Raw genomic sequence first — 17375 nt, 5'->3', positions numbered from 1 at the left:
ATTATCCTCCTCTGTGTTGGGACTCGCGGTCTTCTGCGAGCACGTAGCGCGTCGATGGCCCTTTGCCTTCGAGTACGGCATATCCTTTGCGCACCAGCTCCTTGAGATCATAAAGGGCGGTGCGCGACGCAATGCGTTCCTCAAACAAGGATTCATATTGCTGCCGGGTCATGGATCCATGGGTACGCAGATATTCCAATCCGCGTTGCTGACGAGGGGTCAGGGCTTCCCGAGGTCGGACAGTACCCTCGGCAGGCGGGACGGACTTCTCGGGGGACTTGGCCACCAGCGGCGGGGCGCTGGCAGCCCCCTCGCCGGTACCCAATCCATTGCCCAGCAGAAGATCTTCGGCTTGAATCACCCCGGTCTCCACGAAGGCCGCTACGCGCAAAATACAATTTTTCAGTTCGCGGATATTCCCCGGCCAGTCATAGGCCATCAGCTTCGCCACGGCGCCGCGGCTCAGAAGCACCGGTGATCGGCCAGAAGCCTCGCAGGCCGCCTGCAGGAAATGGGCAGCCAAAAGGGGAATGTCCTCCTTGCGCTGCCGCAGAGACGGCGTGGCAATGGTGAGTACCTGAAGGCGAAAGTAGAGGTCTTCTCGGAAAAGACCTTGACGTACCATGTCCTCCAAATTGGCGTTGGTGGCAGCGATGACACGGGTATCGAAGGGGATCTCACGGTCACTGCCCAGGGGCTGGATCTTACGGGCGGAAAGGGCGCGCAAAAGCGCCTGCTGCACGCGCATGGAGGCATTGCCGAGCTCATCCAACAGGAGGGTACCACCATTGGCCGCCAAAAACGCCCCTTGGCGCTCACCTTTGGCCTCGGAAAAGGCGCCTTTGACGTGGCCAAACAAGGCGTCCATGAGGAGGTTTTCATCCAACGCCCCACAATTGATGGTGATGTACGGACCAAGGCTTCGACGACTGCACTCATGAATGGCATGGGCCACCAGCTCCTTGCCCGTACCGGTCTCGCCCACAATGAGCACATCGGCGTCCGTAGCCGCGGCCTTGGCGATGACCCCGCGCAGTTGTTCCACTGCCGCGCTGATCCCCACCAGCCCCACGCCCATACCGTCGCCAGGCGGCAGTTCCAACGCCACAGGCTCCCGTGCCTGCAAACTTTCCATCATCTTGTCGCGGCGCACGATTTCAGCATCCTTGCAGCGGAGGCTGTGGATGAGCGCTCCGATGGTCTGGCGCAACAAAACGGTTTCCTGATCCATTTCCGGCTCCAGAGGCAACTCCTCATATTTCCCGGCCTGCAAGTCCCGCACGTCTTCTGCAAGACGCAAAAGAGGTCTGGTGATGACCGCGCCCACGGCCCAAAGCACCAAAGAGAGAACGCCAATGGTGAGCACTCCTACTCCCAGCATCAGCCACAGCTGCTGTTCACCGGCGCGCGCCACGAGCAGACTGCGGTCCACATACACCAAGCCAGCCACGACCCGAGGCGGCTGCCCAGGATCTTCCGCAAAACGCACCGGCGCATACCCCACCACGATAGCCCCTTCGGAGCTCCCTACCCGGCGTGACCATAACGAGCGTACCACCCCATGCCGCCCCTCTTGAAGATCCGCCACCACCGCCCAATAACTCTCAAACTCCGACCCAGGACGAAAAGCCACCTCCAACGCCCCGCGCCCCTGAATCCCCTGAAACCCGAAACGCACATCATCCACATCCAGTGGGGCAAGGGGAGAGACATCACCTCTGGCCTCCAAATACATCCAGCCTTGAAGATCCAAGAGCACGGAATAACGCAGCCCTGGGGTGCGCGTGAAACCAGCCAAGGGAGAATCCGCCCCATGGTACCGAGCAAGGAGATTGCGCACGGCACGCAGACTTACGCCAACCACCAACACCGCGCCGTCGGGAAGCCCCATGGCCCACCGCACTACCTCCCAATGCACCGGCTGGTTATCAGCCCCCCGCAACTCAATGGGGTAGACCGTATCGACAACCCCCAACCATTGTCGCATCCCTGGGGCCAAGCCAGCGGCATCCGCGGGTAGCGGCGAATTGCGAATATGCGCGACCCAGCGCAAGGGGACCTCGAGAGGTTCCCCCTGGGAGTCGGCCACCACCAAGGCGCTGGTCTGCGGAGGCCTGGCGGCCAGGGCCGCTTCCACCACCACGCCATTGCCAAGCACAATTCGCGCATCGCGCAAAAATTGCTGCAAAACCTGAGACGACGGTTCGGCCTCGGCAAAAGCGCGTTCCGCCAATCGAACCGAAGTGGCGAACACCCCGGCCACGGCGTCGGCTTGCGCCAAGGTGGACAGCAGCGTCACCCGCTCTACAGCCATTCCCACGAAATAGTGGGTCGAGCGCATGAGTAGGGCACCGCTTATCGCCAAAACACCCAATACTACCGGAAACACCGCCGCGGCCAATTTGCGACGCACACTCCAATGCGCAAACCGGCTGGGTCGCCGGGGACGACGGGCAACGATATTGGAAAGCGAAAAGAGACGCATACCACCCTCCGATGCGCAAATAGTCACGCAAAAATCCCGCCAAGGCAAGACCCGCGACATAAAAAACAATCAACAAAAAAAGTGACTTATCAGCGAAGGCACAAAGCTTGATACTTCTTGCACAAGCACAACCCCCAAACCTTCTTGAGGAGGAAACGTATGGAATGGAAAAGGAAGCCCATCAAAACCATCTTGGTTCCACTGGACCTCTCCAGCCAAGCTCCATCGGTGCTGGAAGAAGCCATCCACCAGGCGAAGGCCTCGGAAGCAGAGCTGGTCCTCTTGATGGTGGCGGAAGATTTCTCCGACATCGGCGATTATGCCCACGCCGCCCAGGTGCAGACCAAGCTCCTTGAAGAGACGCAAGCCAAGGCGGAGGACTACGCGCAACATGCCAAGGCTGCGGGACTCATCCCTCAGGTAGAAGTATGCCAAAGCCCATCCCCGGCGGACGCCATCCTGCGCGTGGCTGAAGAGCGTCAGGTGGACTTCATCGTCATGGGGAGCCGATCCAAACGCGGCATCGACCGCTTCGTGTTGGGCAGCGTAGCAGGCAAAGTGGTTTCCCATGCCCCGTGTTCTGTGTTGGTGGTTCGTAACCCCTAAGGAGGATATATGCGACGTTTCATTTTCCCTATTCTTGCATTTCTGTTTCTTGTACTTCCAGTTACCGCATTGGCTGCAGGAGGTGGAGGATCGTCCATCGTGATCGTTGCCGACACCCGCTGGACCAGCGGCATCTCCCATTGGTGGGCGACGCTCTACAACGAAAGTCACCTCTATTTCACTATCGTCACTGTCATCATAATTCCAGTAGTAGGCGTTATATTTGGTACCATTGCCGACTTTATCATGGCACACATCGGTATTGATCTTACGAAGCGCGGCCACGGCGGCCACTAAAATCAAAGGAGGATGTATATGGATTGGCTTTACGTACACATGCCTATTGCCGGCGTGGATATTTTCTGGCCCGGACTCATCATCCTCGGTGTGGGAGTGGGAATTATCGGTGGTTTCTTTGGCATGGGCGGCGCATGGATGGTGACACCTGGGCTCAATATCTTAGGTTTCCCCATGGCCTTTGCCATCGGCACCGACATCGCGCATATGGCCGGCAAATCGTTGGTTTCCACCATGCGGCACGGCAAGTTCGGCAACGTCGACTACAAGCTCGGCATTATCATGCTCGTAGGCACCGTAGGCGGGTTCGAGGTAGGCGCCCAAATGATCATGTGGCTCGAGCGGTTAGGCTTGGTGGATAAAGTCGTCCGCTACATCTACTTGGTACTTTTGGCGTTCATCGCCTGGCTCGTCTTTTACGACGTCCACAAGAAGAAAAAGCGCGAAGAAGAAGCCCGGCGCTTAGGTCGCGATCCCGAAGAAGCCGTGGGCGTGGAATGGCATAAGACCCTGCATAAAATCAAAATTCCTCCCATGGTACACCTCAATGTCGCAGGCATCTATTGCTCTGCGTGGCTGCCTATCGCGGTCTCTTTTTTCACCGGGTGGTTGGCTGGCATCCTCGGCATCGGCGGTGGACTGATCCGCATGCCCTCCCTCATCTATCTTCTGGGATGTCCCACGCACGTAGCAGTAGGCACCGACCTCTTTGAAGTCATGATCTCCGGTCTCTATGGAGCAGCTTCCTATACCTACAAAGGACGCACCGAGCTTGTTGCCGCTATTATCATGCTCATCGGCGCTTCCATGGGTGCCCAGGTAGGGGCGGTAGCGACCAAATACATCCATGGATACGGTATCCGATATGTATTCGGGTGGGCGGTCATCGGCTGCGCCGTATCCATTGTCATGAAACTCGTTGGCGCTGCAGTCCCATCTACCAAGCATACAATGGACATCTCAGCCACCATCCTGGTCAATGGCTTGGTAGCAGCCATGTCGCTCTATATCTTCGTGCGCATGGTCCAGGGAGCTAAGGCGGAGCTTGCTGCCAAAAAACGTGGTGTTGTGAGCTAAGCAGAGGGAGGAAACCATGAAAATACTACACCGTATTGCATTCTTCGTCGTGGCGGCAAGCCTGTTTCTCGTGACCGGATGCCTGGAAGAAGGAAAGGTGGAACAAGGCCGCACCGTGGCCTATGACAAGTCCAAAGGCGAGGTCACCATCATCCGAGACACATCCGCGGTACAAGGCAAACCTGATTATACCCACCTGCCTCCCATCACTTTCAAAATCCCCGCGGATCCCGCAGAAATGGGCCCAGAACCTCGCCCCGGCGGGCGCATGAAACTAGACACGGAAAAGAACGAAGTGGTGATCTTCGACGCTGCGATCCAAAACTTTGTCCACATCCCCTTCAAGCTGGTGGATAAGCAGACAGAAATCACCAAAGATCACCCATTGGTGGCGGGCAAGAAATTCCCTATAGTGGACGCCGCCAAACGGACCGTGACCATTTATTCCAGCAGACAAAAGACCCTGGTGACCATCGAAGTAGCAGAGGCGGACATCCAACGCCCCCAGACCGTATGGCAGGCCGGTGACGAGATTCGGGTGTACTACAAGCAGCCAGGCCAGGCACTGCGACTCATGAATATCACCCAAACGGACATCTACAAAAAGTAACGTCAACCCACGGCAGGGGGGCATGCCCCCCTGCCCTTGCCCACGGAGGCCATCATGAAATCCTCTTCCCCTTGGTGGTTCGTCGTCACCCTGGACGTCCTGGTTTTGGGCTATCTCTGTATCGCCATGTACCAGGCACATCTGAACCCGGACACATTTACTCCCACCTTCATGAAGACATTCTTTGGGCTCCTGCTGCCAACCCTCGTGGCGTTCTTTTTCCTACGGCGCCGCCTTGTGTAGGGGAAAGAGGCATGAGTCCTCGCATCCAGCAACTCTTCACTCAACGTCGCATCCTGGGATGCATCGCTTCCCTCTTTTTTCTTCTGGCCCTTGGGGCGGTGGCGGATGGACTCCAGCACATGGCCAGGCAGGATGCTTCGCAACTCGTGATCATTGCAGGGGAAAGCGTCCCCATCTCCGGCTGGGTTCCAGCCAACGCCACGTCCCTGGCCAGAATCCATACCCAGCCGCCCCTCTCTTTGACCTTACGCGGCCAACAGACGGGATACTACCTCGGCGGTAACCAATGGCTGGGGACCATTACCGCCCCAGAGACTACCCCTGAGGGAAATTTCACGGCATCCGTCCTCTTCCCGGGCGCTCCCGCCCAAGAATTTCACATTCGCGTGGTCTCCTCCGCCGCGCATGCACAGCGCCTTGCCCCAAGCGTCCTCATCCGCACCCTTGGCGTGCACCCCTACCTGATAGCCGCCATACTGGCCACGTGCGGGGGTGTCGCGGCGATTGCCATCTACCGTCTCTCCTCGACCCTCGAGAAGCTGCTTGCGCTGCAAAACTTCGCGGAGACCACCATTGATCGCCGTGGTCGGCTCACTGTGCCTTGGGGAAGCCGCCACGGACTCACTCCAGAGACCCGCCTCGCCGTTGTCCTGCCAAGTGGAGAAGCAGTGGGGTATGCCCAGGTGGTGAATGTGTGGGAAGACCACGCCCAGGCATCCTACCCAGGGGTGCGGGGGGTGGTGCTCCTCGCCCGCCCCTCGCCGCAATAATGCCCTGCCCAATCGGGGTTCATGCTCCCTGGCCCCATCGCCATCGCACTGCCGCCGCGCGGAGTTGCTGAGGGCCGACAACCCCCACCAAGCTTCCAGCCATCCCCACGGCCACGATCCCATGGAGAGTCACCTGGGCTGCGGTTTCCACCAGGGTACAATGCGCATCCACCCATGACGGCGCGCAGCAGACACTGGCCACAGGATCCCGCCACAAGATCCGCCAAGGTCGGCTCGCCAAGGCCTTCACCCAAAGACCGGAGTCCCAAATGCCCTGAAGAGCGCCGTCTTCCATCAGCAAGACGACAGTATCTTCTGACCAGTGCTCTAAGGCCCCCAAGGTTTGTCCCACGCTCCAGGACGGCGCCGCCACCAAACACTGGTCCACTGGCATAAGGATGTCTCCAGCATGGAGATTGCGACCGCGGGAGGTTTGCACGGCCTCTCGCAAGCGGGTCACGAGGAGCGCCGTGTCACAAGGTTTGTGAAGCACATCAAAGGCCCCCTGTTCCACCGCCCTGGCCGCATCTTCCAAGGTGGCGTGACCTGTGAGCAAGATGACCGGCGCCCGAGGGCATACCGCTCGAATGCGCGGTAAGGCATCCACCCCGGAGAGTCCCGGCATCCGCACATCAAGGACGATAACATCCGGCTCGACCATCTGCAAAAACTCCAAAGCTTCCCCAGCGCTGGCAGCCGAAGAGGTCACAAATCCCTGGTGCTCCAAAACCTTGGCCAACACCCTGGTAAAGGCAATCTCATCATCCACGAGCAATACATGACTGCGCTGGCGCTCTTCCATGGCATTCTCCTTACGAACGGATAAGGGGAAGACGAGGCAATGTTACGGTAAAACGCGTACCCCGGCCAAGCTCACTGGAAAAGTCTATACGCCCGCCCATGGCCTGCACCAGGGCATGGCAAATGGGCAGCCCTAGACCTGTTCCCCGGTCCGGAGCCTTGGTGGTAAAAAACGGGGTAAAAATGGCTTCGTGGTGCTCAGGCGCAATGCCACACCCGTTGTCCTCCACCACGATGCACGCCTCCTCGCCGTTTTCGGCAACTTTCACCCGTACCGTCACCTGCGACTGGGGCCCCCGGCCTTCCACGGCATGCAAGGCGTTGACGATAAGATTGGCAAGCACTTGCTGGAGTTTGGCGGGATCGAGGCGTACTATGACTGGCTCGGGCAGAACGGAAGTCTCCAACTGGGCGCCCATACCCTCGGCCATGGAATGAAAGGTGGAAACCACTTCCGGCACAAAACGACACAAATCCACCACCCGGGACTCTGCGCCAGAAGAAAGACGACCAAACCCCAAGATGGCGTGGGTAATGCGACTACAGCGTTGGATCTGTCCCTCGAGTTGGCTCATGCTTTCCAAAAGCTCCTCTCCTGGCCTTGAGGCATCGGGACAAACCGCGCGCAGTTGTTCCAAAAGCATGCGCATATAGGCATGCTCACTCTTCATGACCTGCAAGGGATTATTGATTTCATGGGCAAAACCGGCAGCCATGGTCCCCAACTGGGCCAAAAGCTCAGCTCGGGAAAGGGCCTCGCGCAAACTCTCCTGCTCGGTGCGATACTGGGCCAAAAGCCGCGTCACCGCACTACTCGTGCGCAAGGCGACCCCCACCACCAGCACCCCGCCAGCCACCAAAACCGCTGCCAAAAAAAGCCCGAGCCACCGCTCCACAAAAAGGCCCCACTCTTGCGGCGCGGCCACTTCCACCTGCCAGGGGAGCCCTGGGACTCCAACCCTGGCCATTTCCCATCCTTCTTGAGGGGCATCTCCCCGCTCCACGCGCCCCCCTGAGACCTGGAGGACCACATGCTCGCGCTTTTGTCGGGCAAGATCGAGCCAACGACCCAGAGCGTTTGCCTCGAGATAGACCCATAGGAGGCCGTCTCCGCGACGAATCCCCACCACCACGCCAGCAACGGGTTGGGTTTGCAGGGGAGCGGCCACCAGGGACCCTTGCTGAGCGAACACGTCGCGAGCTGCGGCCAATGCCGCTTCCGGGGCCAATACCCCTCCCTGAAAACGCGCCTCTCCAGCATTATTCACCTGACCTACGGCCAAGATCCCCCACGCACGCATGCGCTCCACAGGAACGACCTGAGCAACCTCCAAGGTCTGACGTACCCATTGCTCCACGACGCGAGCCACTGTGGTCGCCCGCTGGCGCACCACTTCCTGATGGGCATGGTGGACGACTCCTACACCCCACACCAGGGCGCAGCCCAACGCTAAAAGCACCGGCACTAAAGGCGGACCAACGATAACCGCAATCAAACGCCCTTGGACCCCGCGGGCCCAAGCAAAGAGTTCAGGCAACGGGCGCATATTCTGCTGCTTGGATCACCGTATCCACGAGTCGAGCAAGCGGCACGGGCTTGAGAAGGTAGGCAAACGCCCCATAGGCCATGCCCCGCACCCCGAGTTCCTCACCACCATGTCCTGAAAGCAGGACCACCTGCACCCGAGGATAGTTTTCTTTGATATACCGTAACGTCTCAAGGCCATCCATGCCTGGCATGAGGATATCGAGGACCACCACATGAACGGGCTGCCGCTCTAGGGTCTTGAGGGCCTCTGCACCGCTGAGCGCACCCTGGGTCGCAAAGCCGCGGCGAGCCAGGCGCTTCACAAGAGCGTCCACAAAATCCTGCTCATCGTCCACCACGAGCACGGAAATTTCATTTTTCACCGAGGTGACGGTCATCGGCCTTACTCCCCCTGCGCACGGGCAGGCAAATGATGAATTCCGTTCCTTCACCCGGCTGGGAGACAAAGCGGATGGTGCCGCCCAACCGGGTGACAATAGAATAACTGATGGAAAGCCCAAGGCCAGTCCCTTCGCCCACCTGCTTGGTAGTAAAGAAAGGATCGAAGACGCGCGCCTGAACGTCCTTATCCATACCCGGCCCATCATCCCGAATACGCATGCAGACACAACCGCTTTGGGCGTCATAGGCAGCGCCAAGGGTAATAGTCCCGTTCTTGCCAATGGCGTCAATCGCATTGTCCACAATATTCAGAATCACTTGTTGGAGCTGAGATGGGTCAGTCTCTACCAACGGAAGATCTTCTTCTATATCCCATTTTAATTGAATATTACGGAAATGCATCTCATTTTCCAAAAAGACAACCGTCTCTCGCAAGAGATCTTTTATAGACACATCAAATCGTACCGGTTCCATGCGTCTTGCAAAGCCAAGCATTCGGTGGACAACACTTCCTGCCCGCTCAACATGTTGTTCTATCTTGATGACTGCGTCTCTGAGTTCTTGAAAATTGGGACTTGACTGGATGTCTTCCTCTTCCAAAAGATCACGAATCCACCCTGCTTGCTCACGGATCACCGCCAAAGGATTGTTGACTTCGTGGGCCACACCAGCGGCAAGCTTCCCTAAGGCAGCCATCTTGCTCGACTGCACCAGCTCCTCGTTGAGGCGCGCCTGCTCCCGCTCTTGGCGTTCCTGATGGACCACAATCATTCGACTTACCATCAAAATTCCAAGGAGCACACACAGCAGGCCACCAGCGCTGACGAGAATAGTCAACGTACGGGTACGTAACAGTGGTTCCAGCTCGCTGTGCTTATCCTCCTCGATCACTACAAGCCATTCTTTCTCCTGCAACCATATGCCAGCGATATAAACAGCATTACCATGCATTATTCCTTCATGAATGCGAACACCAGAAAACTTACTATCTATCAACGGACGGATCACTTGGATATCTTTTCCTGGAAATCTCGGATTTGTCTGAATCTCACCTTTCCTATTAATAATATATGCATCTCCTTTTTTTCCTATCTGAATAAGGCGAACAAATGAATCAAATATTTCAGAATTTATTGTTGCTCGCAAAATCCATTCCCGACCATTCTCCTGCTTGGAAACAGCAACAATAATATGTGGAAAACCACGAAATCCACTAAATACATCGCTAATATATAGCTTACGAACACGGACTATTTTAAACCATTCTTCATTTTTATAATTTATGGAACGAAGATTATAAGGCCCGCTGTACACCACGTGGTTCCCTTCGTCATCAATGAGTCCCAAATCAACTATAGTTTGAGTTCCTTGCTGCATGATGGAAAGCAGCCGATCCATGAACTCCTGAGAAGAAAGTTGGGCCAGGCTATGGCTTTGCGCAGCAACACGCAACTGAGCCACCTGATCGCGCAAAAACAAATCGATAGCATTGCGCTTATCCTCTGCAAAGATAGCGAGATTGTCACGCACCTTTGCGTGATAGGTAGACGCAAACATCCCATAAACCACCCACCCCAAAAGAAACAAGGGGACAAAAGAAAAAAGCAAAACAGTGCCAATAATGGATTTTCGGAGCGAAGGACTCGGGAGCATCTGGTCTCTCCTCCTTGAATACGCGTCGGGATGTCGCAAAAATTGCACAGGATATGCCACAGCCCCATGAAGGCTCCAAGAAAACTCCAAAAGCAACGAGGCACGGAATCGTTGCCTCCCGTGGGAAAGACACAAAGACACCCGGCGTCTACTGCGTTGCCCAGGGGACCGAGGGGTCTTGGCGATAGCACAAAGCCAATGGCTTGACCCCGACCGCCCGGCTCCGTAACCGGAGCGTGCATTCGGGAGTCCGGTGGAGCCGGGCTGAGAGGGCCCCCATTTTGGAGCCGACCGACGAACCTGATCCGGGTCATGCCGGCGCAGGGATTGCCTCCCCCTTCCGAGTGCGCCTGCATCCTTCTTCATGCCTCGGAGGTTTCCATGTGTCGTCTCGTATGCGCATTGGTCTTGGTGCTTGGCGCGCTTCCCATCCGTGCCACGGCCGAGGAACTCACCGTCCTCGTCCACGACAGCTTCAGCATCAGCAAGGAGACAGTCGCCCGTTTCGAGGCGGAGCACAACTGCACCGTGCGCTTTCTCCAAGGCGGCGATGCCGGACTGACCCTCAACCAGGCCATCCTCACCAAGCACGCCCCGCTGGCCGACGTGCTCTTTGGGGTCGACAACACTTTTCTGAGCCGCGCCCTCAAAGAAGACCTTTTTGAACCCTACCGCTCCCCGGCCCTGGCCCGGGTGCGGCCGGAACTCGTGCTGGATCCTGAACACCGGGTGACTCCCATCGACTTCGGCGATGTCTGCCTCAACTATGACCGCGCCTGGTTCGCCGCCCAGGGCATGACGCCTCCCCAAGACATCATGGACCTCATGCGCCCCGAGTATGCGCGCCTGCTGGTGGTGGAAAATCCCGCCACTTCCTCTCCGGGGTTGGCGTTCCTGCTCACCACCATCGCCCGTTTCGGTGAGGACGAGGCCTTTGCCTTTTGGGAAAGACTCAAGACCGGCGGAGTGTTGGTGCGTCCGGGCTGGAAAGACGCCTATTGGGGAGACTTCACCGCCGCGTCCAAGGGGCAGCGTCCCATCGTGGTCAGCTACGCCACCAGCCCTGCGGCGGAAGTCTACTTCGGCAAAAACGCCACCGCAGAAGCGCCCACTGCCGCCGTGCTCACACCCGGAGCAGCCTTCCGGCAGGTGGAGTTCGCCGGCATCCTCAAAGGGACCAAGCACCCCGAGCTCGCCCGCCGGTGGATCGACTTCATGCTCTCCGACGCCTTTCAGGAAGACATCCCCCTGCAGATGTTCGTCTTCCCCGCAGTGCACGACGTCCGCCTCCCCGAGGTCTTCACGCGCCATGCCCGCATGGCCGAAAGCCCGGCGTGGATCACGCCGGAGCGCATCGCGGCGCACCGCGAAGCCTGGATTACCCGCTGGAACCGCATCATGACCCCGTGATGCGCCCACACCTGCCATGGGTGGCGCCCCCCGCCTGGGCGCCCCTCATCTTTCTCGCCCTCTTTTTTGCCCATCCGCTGGCGGCCATCCTCTCGGTGAGTTTCGCCCAAGGAGGCTGGCAGGCAGCGGCCGTGGTGCTGCGCGACCCTGCCGTCCATCAGGTGCTCTCTTGGACCACCTTCCAGGCCCTTCTTTCCAGCGGCATAAGCGTCGTCCTTGCCCTGCCCGCGGCCTTTTTCCTCTCCCGGGTACAGTTTCCGGGACAAGGGCTTGCCTCCATGCTCCTCCTGCTCCCCTTCGTGCTCCCTACCGTGGTGGTGGCCACGGCCTTTGCCGTGCTCGCAGACCCCACCTCGTTTCTGGGCCGGCTCACGGCCCCGGTCTTCGGCGCCGCCGAGACCCCCGGCATGGCGGCCATACTCGGGGCACACGTATTTTATAACCTGGGGCTCGCCGCGCGTATCATGGCCGGCCTTTGGGCGCGCATCCCGCAAAGCGCCGCACACGCCGCCGCCACCTTGGGGGCGCCGCCCATAACCATCTTCTTCCGCGTCCACCTCCCCCTGCTCGCCCCGGGGATCCTCGCTTCGGCCATCACGGTCTTTGCTTTGTGCTTCAGCTCCTTCGGGGTGGTGCTCCTTCTCGGTGGAGGGCGGTTCGCAACCATAGAGGTAGCCATCTACCAGGCCACCATGCAGCAGTTGGATCTCCCTCGAGCGGGGATCCTGGCCGTGCTGCAGTTGGGCTGCAGCGCGCTCTTCTTTGCCTTGGCAAGCGTCAGTGCCCGCAGCGTGCCGCTCCACGGCCAAGCACCCCCCACGGCGTGGCGGCAACTTCCCCGGACCGTACAGGGGGCAGGGATCCTTTGCGGTGCCATTCTTTTTGCCGGGCTCATCCTCCCCCTCGTAGCGCTGATACTAGAATCCTTCCGCGTCCAAAACGCCTGGAGCCTGGAGGCCTACCGCCTCCTTGCCCAGGACCCCCGCCAATCGGCCCTAGGAACTGCCCCCATCGTTTCCCTCGCCTACTCCCTGCGCTACGCCGCCCTGGCCACGGCCCTGGCCGTCCCCTTGGGGCTTGCCGCTGCCCTCGGGGCCCGGCGCAGCCGACTGCGCACCGCCATCGAGACCGTGTGCATGCTCCCCATGACCACCTCTGCCGCCACCTTGGGTTTGGGGCTGCTGCTTGCCCTGCGCACGCCCTGGTGGGACGCCCGCACCGCTTCGTGGGTCATCCCCGTGGCCCACGCCCTGGTGGCCTTGCCCTTGGTGCTGCGCACCCTGCAGCCGGCCCTGGAGGCTATTTCCCCGCAGTTGGGCGAGGCCGCCGCCACCCTGGGGGCGAGCCCCAGACAGATTCTCGGCCGTATCACGCTCCCGCTGCTTGCCCGCCCCCTGGCCATGGCCACCACCGTGAGCCTGGCCGTAAGCCTGGGAGAGTTCGGGGCGAGCCTTTTTCTCGTGCGCCCCACCACCCCCACTTTGCCCGTAGCCATCTATCGTTCCCTGAGCTTGCCCGGCACCACCAACCACGCCCAGGCCTTGGCCCTGGCCACCATCCTCCTTGCCACGTGCGCAGTCTTGGGACTCGTGGCCCAGCGCCTCTGGGTCGGCGCGTCCCATAAGGCCCACCCATGAGCATCCTGCGTCTGCAACACATCGCCAAACGCTTTGCTGCTTGGGAGCTTGCGCCCCTTGATCTCGAACTTCCTCCCAACGCCACCCTGGCGGTGCTCGGACCAAGCGGCAGCGGCAAATCCACGCTGCTTCGCCTCATCGCCGGACTGGAACGCCCGGATCAAGGACGAATCTTTCTGGAAGACCGGGAAATCACCCATCTGCCGGCCCACCACCGAAAGATGGGGGTCATGTTTCAAGACTACGCCCTCTTTCCCCACCTGAGTGTGGCGGAGAACGTGGCCTTTGGCCTGGTGGTGCGCGGAGATGACCGGAGGAGCATTCGCCGACGGGTGGCGAGCCTTCTTGCCGATATGGGACTTGGCGGCATGGAAAAACGCCGCGTGTGGGAGCTTTCCGGGGGCGAACAGCAGCGCGTGGCCCTGGCCCGAGCCCTGGCCCCGCAGCCGCGGGTGCTGCTCCTCGATGAACCACTGGCGGCCCTCGACCAAGGGCTGCGTCGGCGCCTGGTGGGGCAGCTCGCCGCGCTCCTTGCCCAAGCGCAGGTGCCGACTCTGATCGTCACCCACGACCCGACCGAGGCCTGCCGCCTGGCCACCCACCTGGCCATCCTCTATCACGGAAGGCTGCTGCGCTTCGGCCCAGTGGATGCGGTGCTGGACGCTCCCGGCACGATCGCCGCAGCCACGCTCCTCGGCCAGACCACCATCGTCCAGGAAGGACCGTTGATCGCCCGTTTGGCCCAAACCCTGCCCGCGGCTCCGGCCTACCTCGTGCTGCCGGACGCCGCGCTGACTGCCCACGCACCGGACCGGGGCATTGCCCTGGAAGGAAAAGTACTCGGCCGCCGTCTGGAGACGGCCCACACCTTGGTGGAGATATACGGCAGCACCGTAGAGCTCTTCCTGCCGCCGGAACATCGCCCAGGGGAGCAGATCCGCCTTACCCTCAACGCGGCGCGGATCCGTCCCCTCAAGGAAGCGGACCCAAACGCCGTGCTTCCCACGCCCGCGTAAGGGCCGCCGGCACAAAGGGCAAAAACTCCGCCACTCCAAACGCCGGCGTGGGCTGAGCCAACTCCCCCAAGAAGCGATTGGCAAGGGCTGCCACGCAGCAGGCCTCCTGGATGGGGAGGCGTGCGGCCAAGAGCATGGAAACCAGGGCCGTAAGCGTGTCTCCCGTGCCACCGATGGGCTCCATGGCCGGCACGTCTGGAGCAGCGATGCGCGCCACAATACGGCCGCCCTCCACCACCGCATCGGTGCGCCCTTTGACAAGCAGGGCCCGGGCGGCGTTCTCCCCGGCATAGGCCCGGCGGACGAGATCGGGAACGGCCTCTTCGTCCTGCAAGAGAAACCCGCGCGTGTAGAAGGGATGGGGAGCGGATTCATCCGCCAAAAAGGCCATCTCCCCCACGTCCGGGGTGAAGAGGTCGTAGTGGGCGGCGAAACCGCTCATCTTGGCGGCATACATAAACCCGGCGTCCGCCACCAAAAGAGGCCGCGGACGCAACGATTCCAAGGCCCACAACACCTGGTTGTGCCCCGCCACATCGGGCATGAGGTAGTGGAAGGTCACCCCCGGGCCCTGGACGCGGTGCACCTCGGACGCCAAAGCCGCATAGATCCGACGACTGCCCTCACCGGTGCCGACATCGCCGGCCAAAAGTACCTCCGGGGCAGGCAGGTGCAAAAACGCCGCTGCCGTCAAGGCCGCGGCCACCAGGGCGGGCGTGCCCCGAGCCACCCGCACCCGTGCGCCACCCAGGAGGAGCTCCGTCCCGTCCAGCTGCGCCGGCCCCCAATAGAGGCCAAAATCCGCCCGAGGTACCGTACCGACGATCAGCCACGACATCGGCGTCGTACCTCCGTAAAGGCCAATTGCAAGGCGTACCCGCATAAGGTGCGGCCCAGAGAGCGCGGCTCCGGGGCCTCATCGATGCTGCGCCCCACCAAGACCTCGGCCAGATAGGGGACGTCCGGGCACCCCCCGCCCGAAACATTGACGATGCGTCCAGAGGATCGGTGCACCGTGACCTTCATGTTGGCCGCCCGCACCATGAGAAACTCCCCCAACTCCTTGACGTGAAAGAGGGAAACCGGCTCCAGGAGGTGATCTTCCACCACCGCCACCCGCAAGGGCACGAGGCGGTGGTTTTCCAGGATCTCACGCACCCGGAGTTCTTCCACCAGCGGGAACTCCACCACCATGTCACAACCTTGGCGCAGGGCCGGAGGCGGCCCCTTCACCGCCACGGGGACCCCGGCGTCCCGAAGCACGGCCTCGGCGCGGATGACCTCTCCGGTGCTGGGAAAGAGGAGCATGCCCCGATCGGACATGCCCCGCTTCGACGCATTGGCTGGATGGCGGCGCACAAAGCGCCGAACCCATGCGATCATTTCCGAAGTTCCAAACGGAACTCGCCGCCGGGAAGCCCGGTCACGGCAACACTCCAACCCCGGCCTTCCGCGGCCCGAGTGACGTTTTCACAGCTGGCTTCCGTATCCACCAGCACCTCGATGACGCCGGAGCCTGCCTCGCCGATGGCCTGCAGGGCAAGGAGCACCGGCTGGGGGCAAGAAAGCCCTCGCGCATCCACCTTCATGACTGCCTCCTCGTATGGAACCACCCGATGAGCACCAACACCACAAACCCGATCACCACCGCAGCCATGCCATGGGGACCGATGCCATTGGGAGAGCTCGCCAGGCCGAAATTGTGCGACACCGCTGCCCCCACGAGCATGCCCAGCCCGAACAGGGCGGCATCGGTATTGCCTTCTCCTGCCATGAAAAGCTGACGGCCCGGACATCCTCCGGCCAAGGCAAAGGCCAGGCCCGCCACCAGCATGCCAGCGAAGTTCCACAACCCCATGGTATGAGCCACAGGCTGGCCCTCAAAGCCGGGATGGAACTGCCCGACCACCACGTTGGTCACCAAGGCGGCGCCAAACAAGGCTACCACGCCCAAAAAGAGGTGCGCATGCCGGAAAAGAATGAGATCCCGCAGGGCGCCCATGGTACAAAAACGGCTGCGCTGGGCCAAGAAGCCGATACCCAAACCCGCGGCCAAAGACACCGCCACCGGGGCATAGGCCGCGCCGGGTCCTTTGAGAGAATACCACAGGATGTCGCTTTGGGCCTCGCCAGGAATCGGCGGGAAAATCAGCCGCAAGGCCAAAAGGCCCAGCATGATGGCCGGAAACACCAGGCCCGTTGCCACCGTCTGCGTCTGCGCCCGGCCCAGAGAAAAACCGGCCTTGAAAAAGAGGGTGCCGATCCACACCCCGGTGGCCAGGCCGGCCAGTCCGAACAGGGCGTTGCCATCTCCGCCGGCCAGACGCAAAAACACCCGCCACGGGCAGCCCAAAAAGACCAAGGCGCCAATCATGGCGATCATGCCGAGCACAAACCGTGTCACCGGGGCCGAGCCTCCGGAGGGCTTGAACTCCCCAAAGACCACGGCCGCCGCCAATGATCCGAGCACAAAGCCCATGATCTCCGGACGCAGGTACTGGACGACTGCAGCCCGGTGCAGGCCGATGGCGCCGGCCACATCCCGACCAAAACAGGCCACACACACGCCCATATTGGCAGGGTTTCCCCAGTACTGCAGCAGGGCCGCCACAGTCCCGATGAGTGCGCCCACCACCACGATCCCGATGGTCGTGGCGAAAACATTGCCTCGTCCTTTGCCCATATCCTCCTCCTCGGTAGTCATATTCCGTGCTCCGGCCTCGATATCACGGGGCAGAGCACTGCATCCGGAGTGTAGCGGTGCACCTTACCACACAAAGGGCAATGCACCCGCACGAGACCACGTACGACGCGGCCCTCGATCTCCGTTTCCTCCACCT

General features: G+C 60.5%; 18 protein-coding genes and 1 riboswitch. Of the genes, 9 read left to right on the top strand and 9 right to left on the bottom strand.

What is annotated here, in order from left to right; genetic code table 11:
* Position 1 precedes the first annotated feature (1 nt).
* Positions 2–2485, bottom strand: a complete 2484-nt coding sequence (locus BR00_RS05720; RefSeq protein WP_496476627.1) for a sigma 54-interacting transcriptional regulator — start codon at positions 2483–2485, stop codon at positions 2–4.
* Between the two features lie 159 nt (positions 2486–2644).
* On the opposite strand from BR00_RS05720, the gene BR00_RS05715 reads away from it, so the two are divergent.
* The 6 genes from BR00_RS05715 to BR00_RS05690 are packed head-to-tail and all read left to right on the top strand — an operon-like array spanning position 2645 to position 6088.
* Positions 2645–3091, top strand: coding sequence for a universal stress protein (locus BR00_RS05715; RefSeq protein ID WP_496476626.1), 447 nt, complete (start codon positions 2645–2647; stop codon positions 3089–3091).
* A 9-nt stretch (positions 3092–3100) separates the two neighbouring features.
* Complete coding sequence (locus BR00_RS05710) at positions 3101–3388, top strand: DVU0150 family protein (protein WP_496476625.1); 288 nt, start codon at positions 3101–3103, stop codon at positions 3386–3388.
* Between the two features lie 18 nt (positions 3389–3406).
* Entirely contained in the window at positions 3407–4465 is a 1059-nt protein-coding gene (locus tag BR00_RS05705) for a sulfite exporter TauE/SafE family protein (protein ID WP_496476624.1), read from the top strand.
* A 16-nt stretch (positions 4466–4481) separates the two neighbouring features.
* Positions 4482–5075 carry a DUF4881 domain-containing protein gene (locus BR00_RS05700; protein WP_496476623.1) on the top strand — a complete coding sequence of 198 codons (594 nt, stop codon included), beginning with the start codon at positions 4482–4484 and terminating at the stop codon, positions 5073–5075.
* Positions 5076–5129: 54 nt separating this feature from the next.
* Positions 5130–5318 (top strand): hypothetical protein, encoded by a 189-nt coding sequence (locus BR00_RS05695; protein WP_496476622.1) that lies wholly within the window; start codon positions 5130–5132, stop codon positions 5316–5318.
* 11 nt (positions 5319–5329) lie between these two features.
* On the top strand, positions 5330–6088 hold the full coding sequence (locus BR00_RS05690) for a hypothetical protein (RefSeq protein WP_496476621.1): 759 nt from the start codon (positions 5330–5332) through the stop codon (positions 6086–6088).
* 19 nt (positions 6089–6107) lie between these two features.
* On the opposite strand, the gene BR00_RS05685 is transcribed toward BR00_RS05690, so the two are convergent.
* Genes BR00_RS05685 through BR00_RS05670 form a run of 4 tightly spaced genes read right to left on the bottom strand, consistent with a single transcriptional unit; the run spans position 6108 to position 10472 of the window.
* Positions 6108–6890, bottom strand: coding sequence for a response regulator (locus BR00_RS05685; RefSeq protein ID WP_496476620.1), 783 nt, complete (start codon positions 6888–6890; stop codon positions 6108–6110).
* A gap of 10 nt (positions 6891–6900) precedes the next feature.
* On the bottom strand, positions 6901–8436 hold the full coding sequence (locus tag BR00_RS05680) for a sensor histidine kinase (protein ID WP_496476619.1): 1536 nt from the start codon (positions 8434–8436) through the stop codon (positions 6901–6903).
* Positions 8420–8815 carry a response regulator gene (locus BR00_RS05675; protein ID WP_281750638.1) on the bottom strand — a complete coding sequence of 132 codons (396 nt, stop codon included), beginning with the start codon at positions 8813–8815 and terminating at the stop codon, positions 8420–8422. The genes BR00_RS05680 and BR00_RS05675 overlap by 17 nt, the downstream gene beginning before the upstream one ends.
* Complete coding sequence (locus BR00_RS05670; RefSeq protein ID WP_496476618.1) at positions 8790–10472, bottom strand: sensor histidine kinase; 1683 nt, start codon at positions 10470–10472, stop codon at positions 8790–8792. Before BR00_RS05670 ends, BR00_RS05675 begins: the two co-directional genes overlap by 26 nt.
* A gap of 232 nt (positions 10473–10704) precedes the next feature.
* Positions 10705–10816: riboswitch (TPP riboswitch) on the top strand.
* A 37-nt stretch (positions 10817–10853) separates the two neighbouring features.
* On the opposite strand from BR00_RS05670, the gene BR00_RS05665 reads away from it, so the two are divergent.
* Genes BR00_RS05665 through BR00_RS05655 form a run of 3 tightly spaced genes read left to right on the top strand, consistent with a single transcriptional unit; the run spans position 10854 to position 14535 of the window.
* Positions 10854–11882 carry a thiamine ABC transporter substrate-binding protein gene (locus tag BR00_RS05665; RefSeq protein ID WP_496476617.1) on the top strand — a complete coding sequence of 343 codons (1029 nt, stop codon included), beginning with the start codon at positions 10854–10856 and terminating at the stop codon, positions 11880–11882.
* Positions 11882–13519, top strand: coding sequence for an ABC transporter permease (locus tag BR00_RS05660; RefSeq protein WP_496476616.1), 1638 nt, complete (start codon positions 11882–11884; stop codon positions 13517–13519). Before BR00_RS05665 ends, BR00_RS05660 begins: the two co-directional genes overlap by 1 nt.
* Entirely contained in the window at positions 13516–14535 is a 1020-nt protein-coding gene (locus tag BR00_RS05655; RefSeq protein WP_496476615.1) for an ABC transporter ATP-binding protein, read from the top strand. Before BR00_RS05660 ends, BR00_RS05655 begins: the two co-directional genes overlap by 4 nt.
* On the opposite strand, the gene BR00_RS05650 is transcribed toward BR00_RS05655, so the two are convergent.
* The 4 genes from BR00_RS05650 to yedE are packed head-to-tail and all read right to left on the bottom strand — an operon-like array spanning position 14492 to position 17218.
* Complete coding sequence (locus BR00_RS05650) at positions 14492–15373, bottom strand: NAD(P)H-hydrate dehydratase (RefSeq protein WP_496476614.1); 882 nt, start codon at positions 15371–15373, stop codon at positions 14492–14494. The two genes, BR00_RS05655 and BR00_RS05650, sit on opposite strands and share 44 nt — an antisense overlap.
* On the bottom strand, positions 15361–15918 hold the full coding sequence (locus BR00_RS05645; protein ID WP_496476613.1) for a putative Se/S carrier protein: 558 nt from the start codon (positions 15916–15918) through the stop codon (positions 15361–15363). The genes BR00_RS05650 and BR00_RS05645 overlap by 13 nt, the downstream gene beginning before the upstream one ends.
* Positions 15915–16124, bottom strand: a complete 210-nt coding sequence (locus tag BR00_RS05640) for a sulfurtransferase TusA family protein (protein WP_496476612.1) — start codon at positions 16122–16124, stop codon at positions 15915–15917. The genes BR00_RS05645 and BR00_RS05640 overlap by 4 nt, the downstream gene beginning before the upstream one ends.
* The gene (gene yedE / locus BR00_RS05635) at positions 16121–17218 is read right to left on the bottom strand and encodes a YedE family putative selenium transporter (protein WP_496476611.1); all 1098 of its coding nucleotides are present in this window, start codon (positions 17216–17218) and stop codon (positions 16121–16123) included. The genes BR00_RS05640 and yedE overlap by 4 nt, the downstream gene beginning before the upstream one ends.
* Between the last annotated feature and the right edge of the window lie 157 nt (positions 17219–17375).

The organism is Thermodesulfomicrobium thermophilum DSM 16697, from assembly GCF_059568695.1.
This window is presented reverse-complemented; position numbering and strand designations above follow the sequence as displayed.

Coding starts and splice junctions, on each gene's coding strand:
- BR00_RS05650 (WP_496476614.1), bottom strand. CDS start 15,373: ATGTCGTGGCTGATCGTCGGTACGGTACCTCGGGCGGATTTTGGCCTC.
- BR00_RS05690 (WP_496476621.1), top strand. CDS start 5,330: ATGAGTCCTCGCATCCAGCAACTCTTCACTCAACGTCGCATCCTGGGA.
- BR00_RS05705 (WP_496476624.1), top strand. CDS start 3,407: ATGGATTGGCTTTACGTACACATGCCTATTGCCGGCGTGGATATTTTC.
- BR00_RS05675 (WP_281750638.1), bottom strand. CDS start 8,815: ATGACCGTCACCTCGGTGAAAAATGAAATTTCCGTGCTCGTGGTGGAC.
- BR00_RS05680 (WP_496476619.1), bottom strand. CDS start 8,436: ATGCGCCCGTTGCCTGAACTCTTTGCTTGGGCCCGCGGGGTCCAAGGG.
- BR00_RS05640 (WP_496476612.1), bottom strand. CDS start 16,124: ATGAAGGTGGATGCGCGAGGGCTTTCTTGCCCCCAGCCGGTGCTCCTT.
- yedE (WP_496476611.1), bottom strand. CDS start 17,218: ATGGGCAAAGGACGAGGCAATGTTTTCGCCACGACCATCGGGATCGTG.
- BR00_RS05670 (WP_496476618.1), bottom strand. CDS start 10,472: ATGCTCCCGAGTCCTTCGCTCCGAAAATCCATTATTGGCACTGTTTTG.
- BR00_RS05710 (WP_496476625.1), top strand. CDS start 3,101: ATGCGACGTTTCATTTTCCCTATTCTTGCATTTCTGTTTCTTGTACTT.
- BR00_RS05655 (WP_496476615.1), top strand. CDS start 13,516: ATGAGCATCCTGCGTCTGCAACACATCGCCAAACGCTTTGCTGCTTGG.
- BR00_RS05700 (WP_496476623.1), top strand. CDS start 4,482: ATGAAAATACTACACCGTATTGCATTCTTCGTCGTGGCGGCAAGCCTG.
- BR00_RS05695 (WP_496476622.1), top strand. CDS start 5,130: ATGAAATCCTCTTCCCCTTGGTGGTTCGTCGTCACCCTGGACGTCCTG.
- BR00_RS05685 (WP_496476620.1), bottom strand. CDS start 6,890: ATGGAAGAGCGCCAGCGCAGTCATGTATTGCTCGTGGATGATGAGATT.
- BR00_RS05720 (WP_496476627.1), bottom strand. CDS start 2,485: ATGCGTCTCTTTTCGCTTTCCAATATCGTTGCCCGTCGTCCCCGGCGA.
- BR00_RS05645 (WP_496476613.1), bottom strand. CDS start 15,918: ATGATCGCATGGGTTCGGCGCTTTGTGCGCCGCCATCCAGCCAATGCG.
- BR00_RS05665 (WP_496476617.1), top strand. CDS start 10,854: ATGTGTCGTCTCGTATGCGCATTGGTCTTGGTGCTTGGCGCGCTTCCC.
- BR00_RS05660 (WP_496476616.1), top strand. CDS start 11,882: ATGCGCCCACACCTGCCATGGGTGGCGCCCCCCGCCTGGGCGCCCCTC.
- BR00_RS05715 (WP_496476626.1), top strand. CDS start 2,645: ATGGAATGGAAAAGGAAGCCCATCAAAACCATCTTGGTTCCACTGGAC.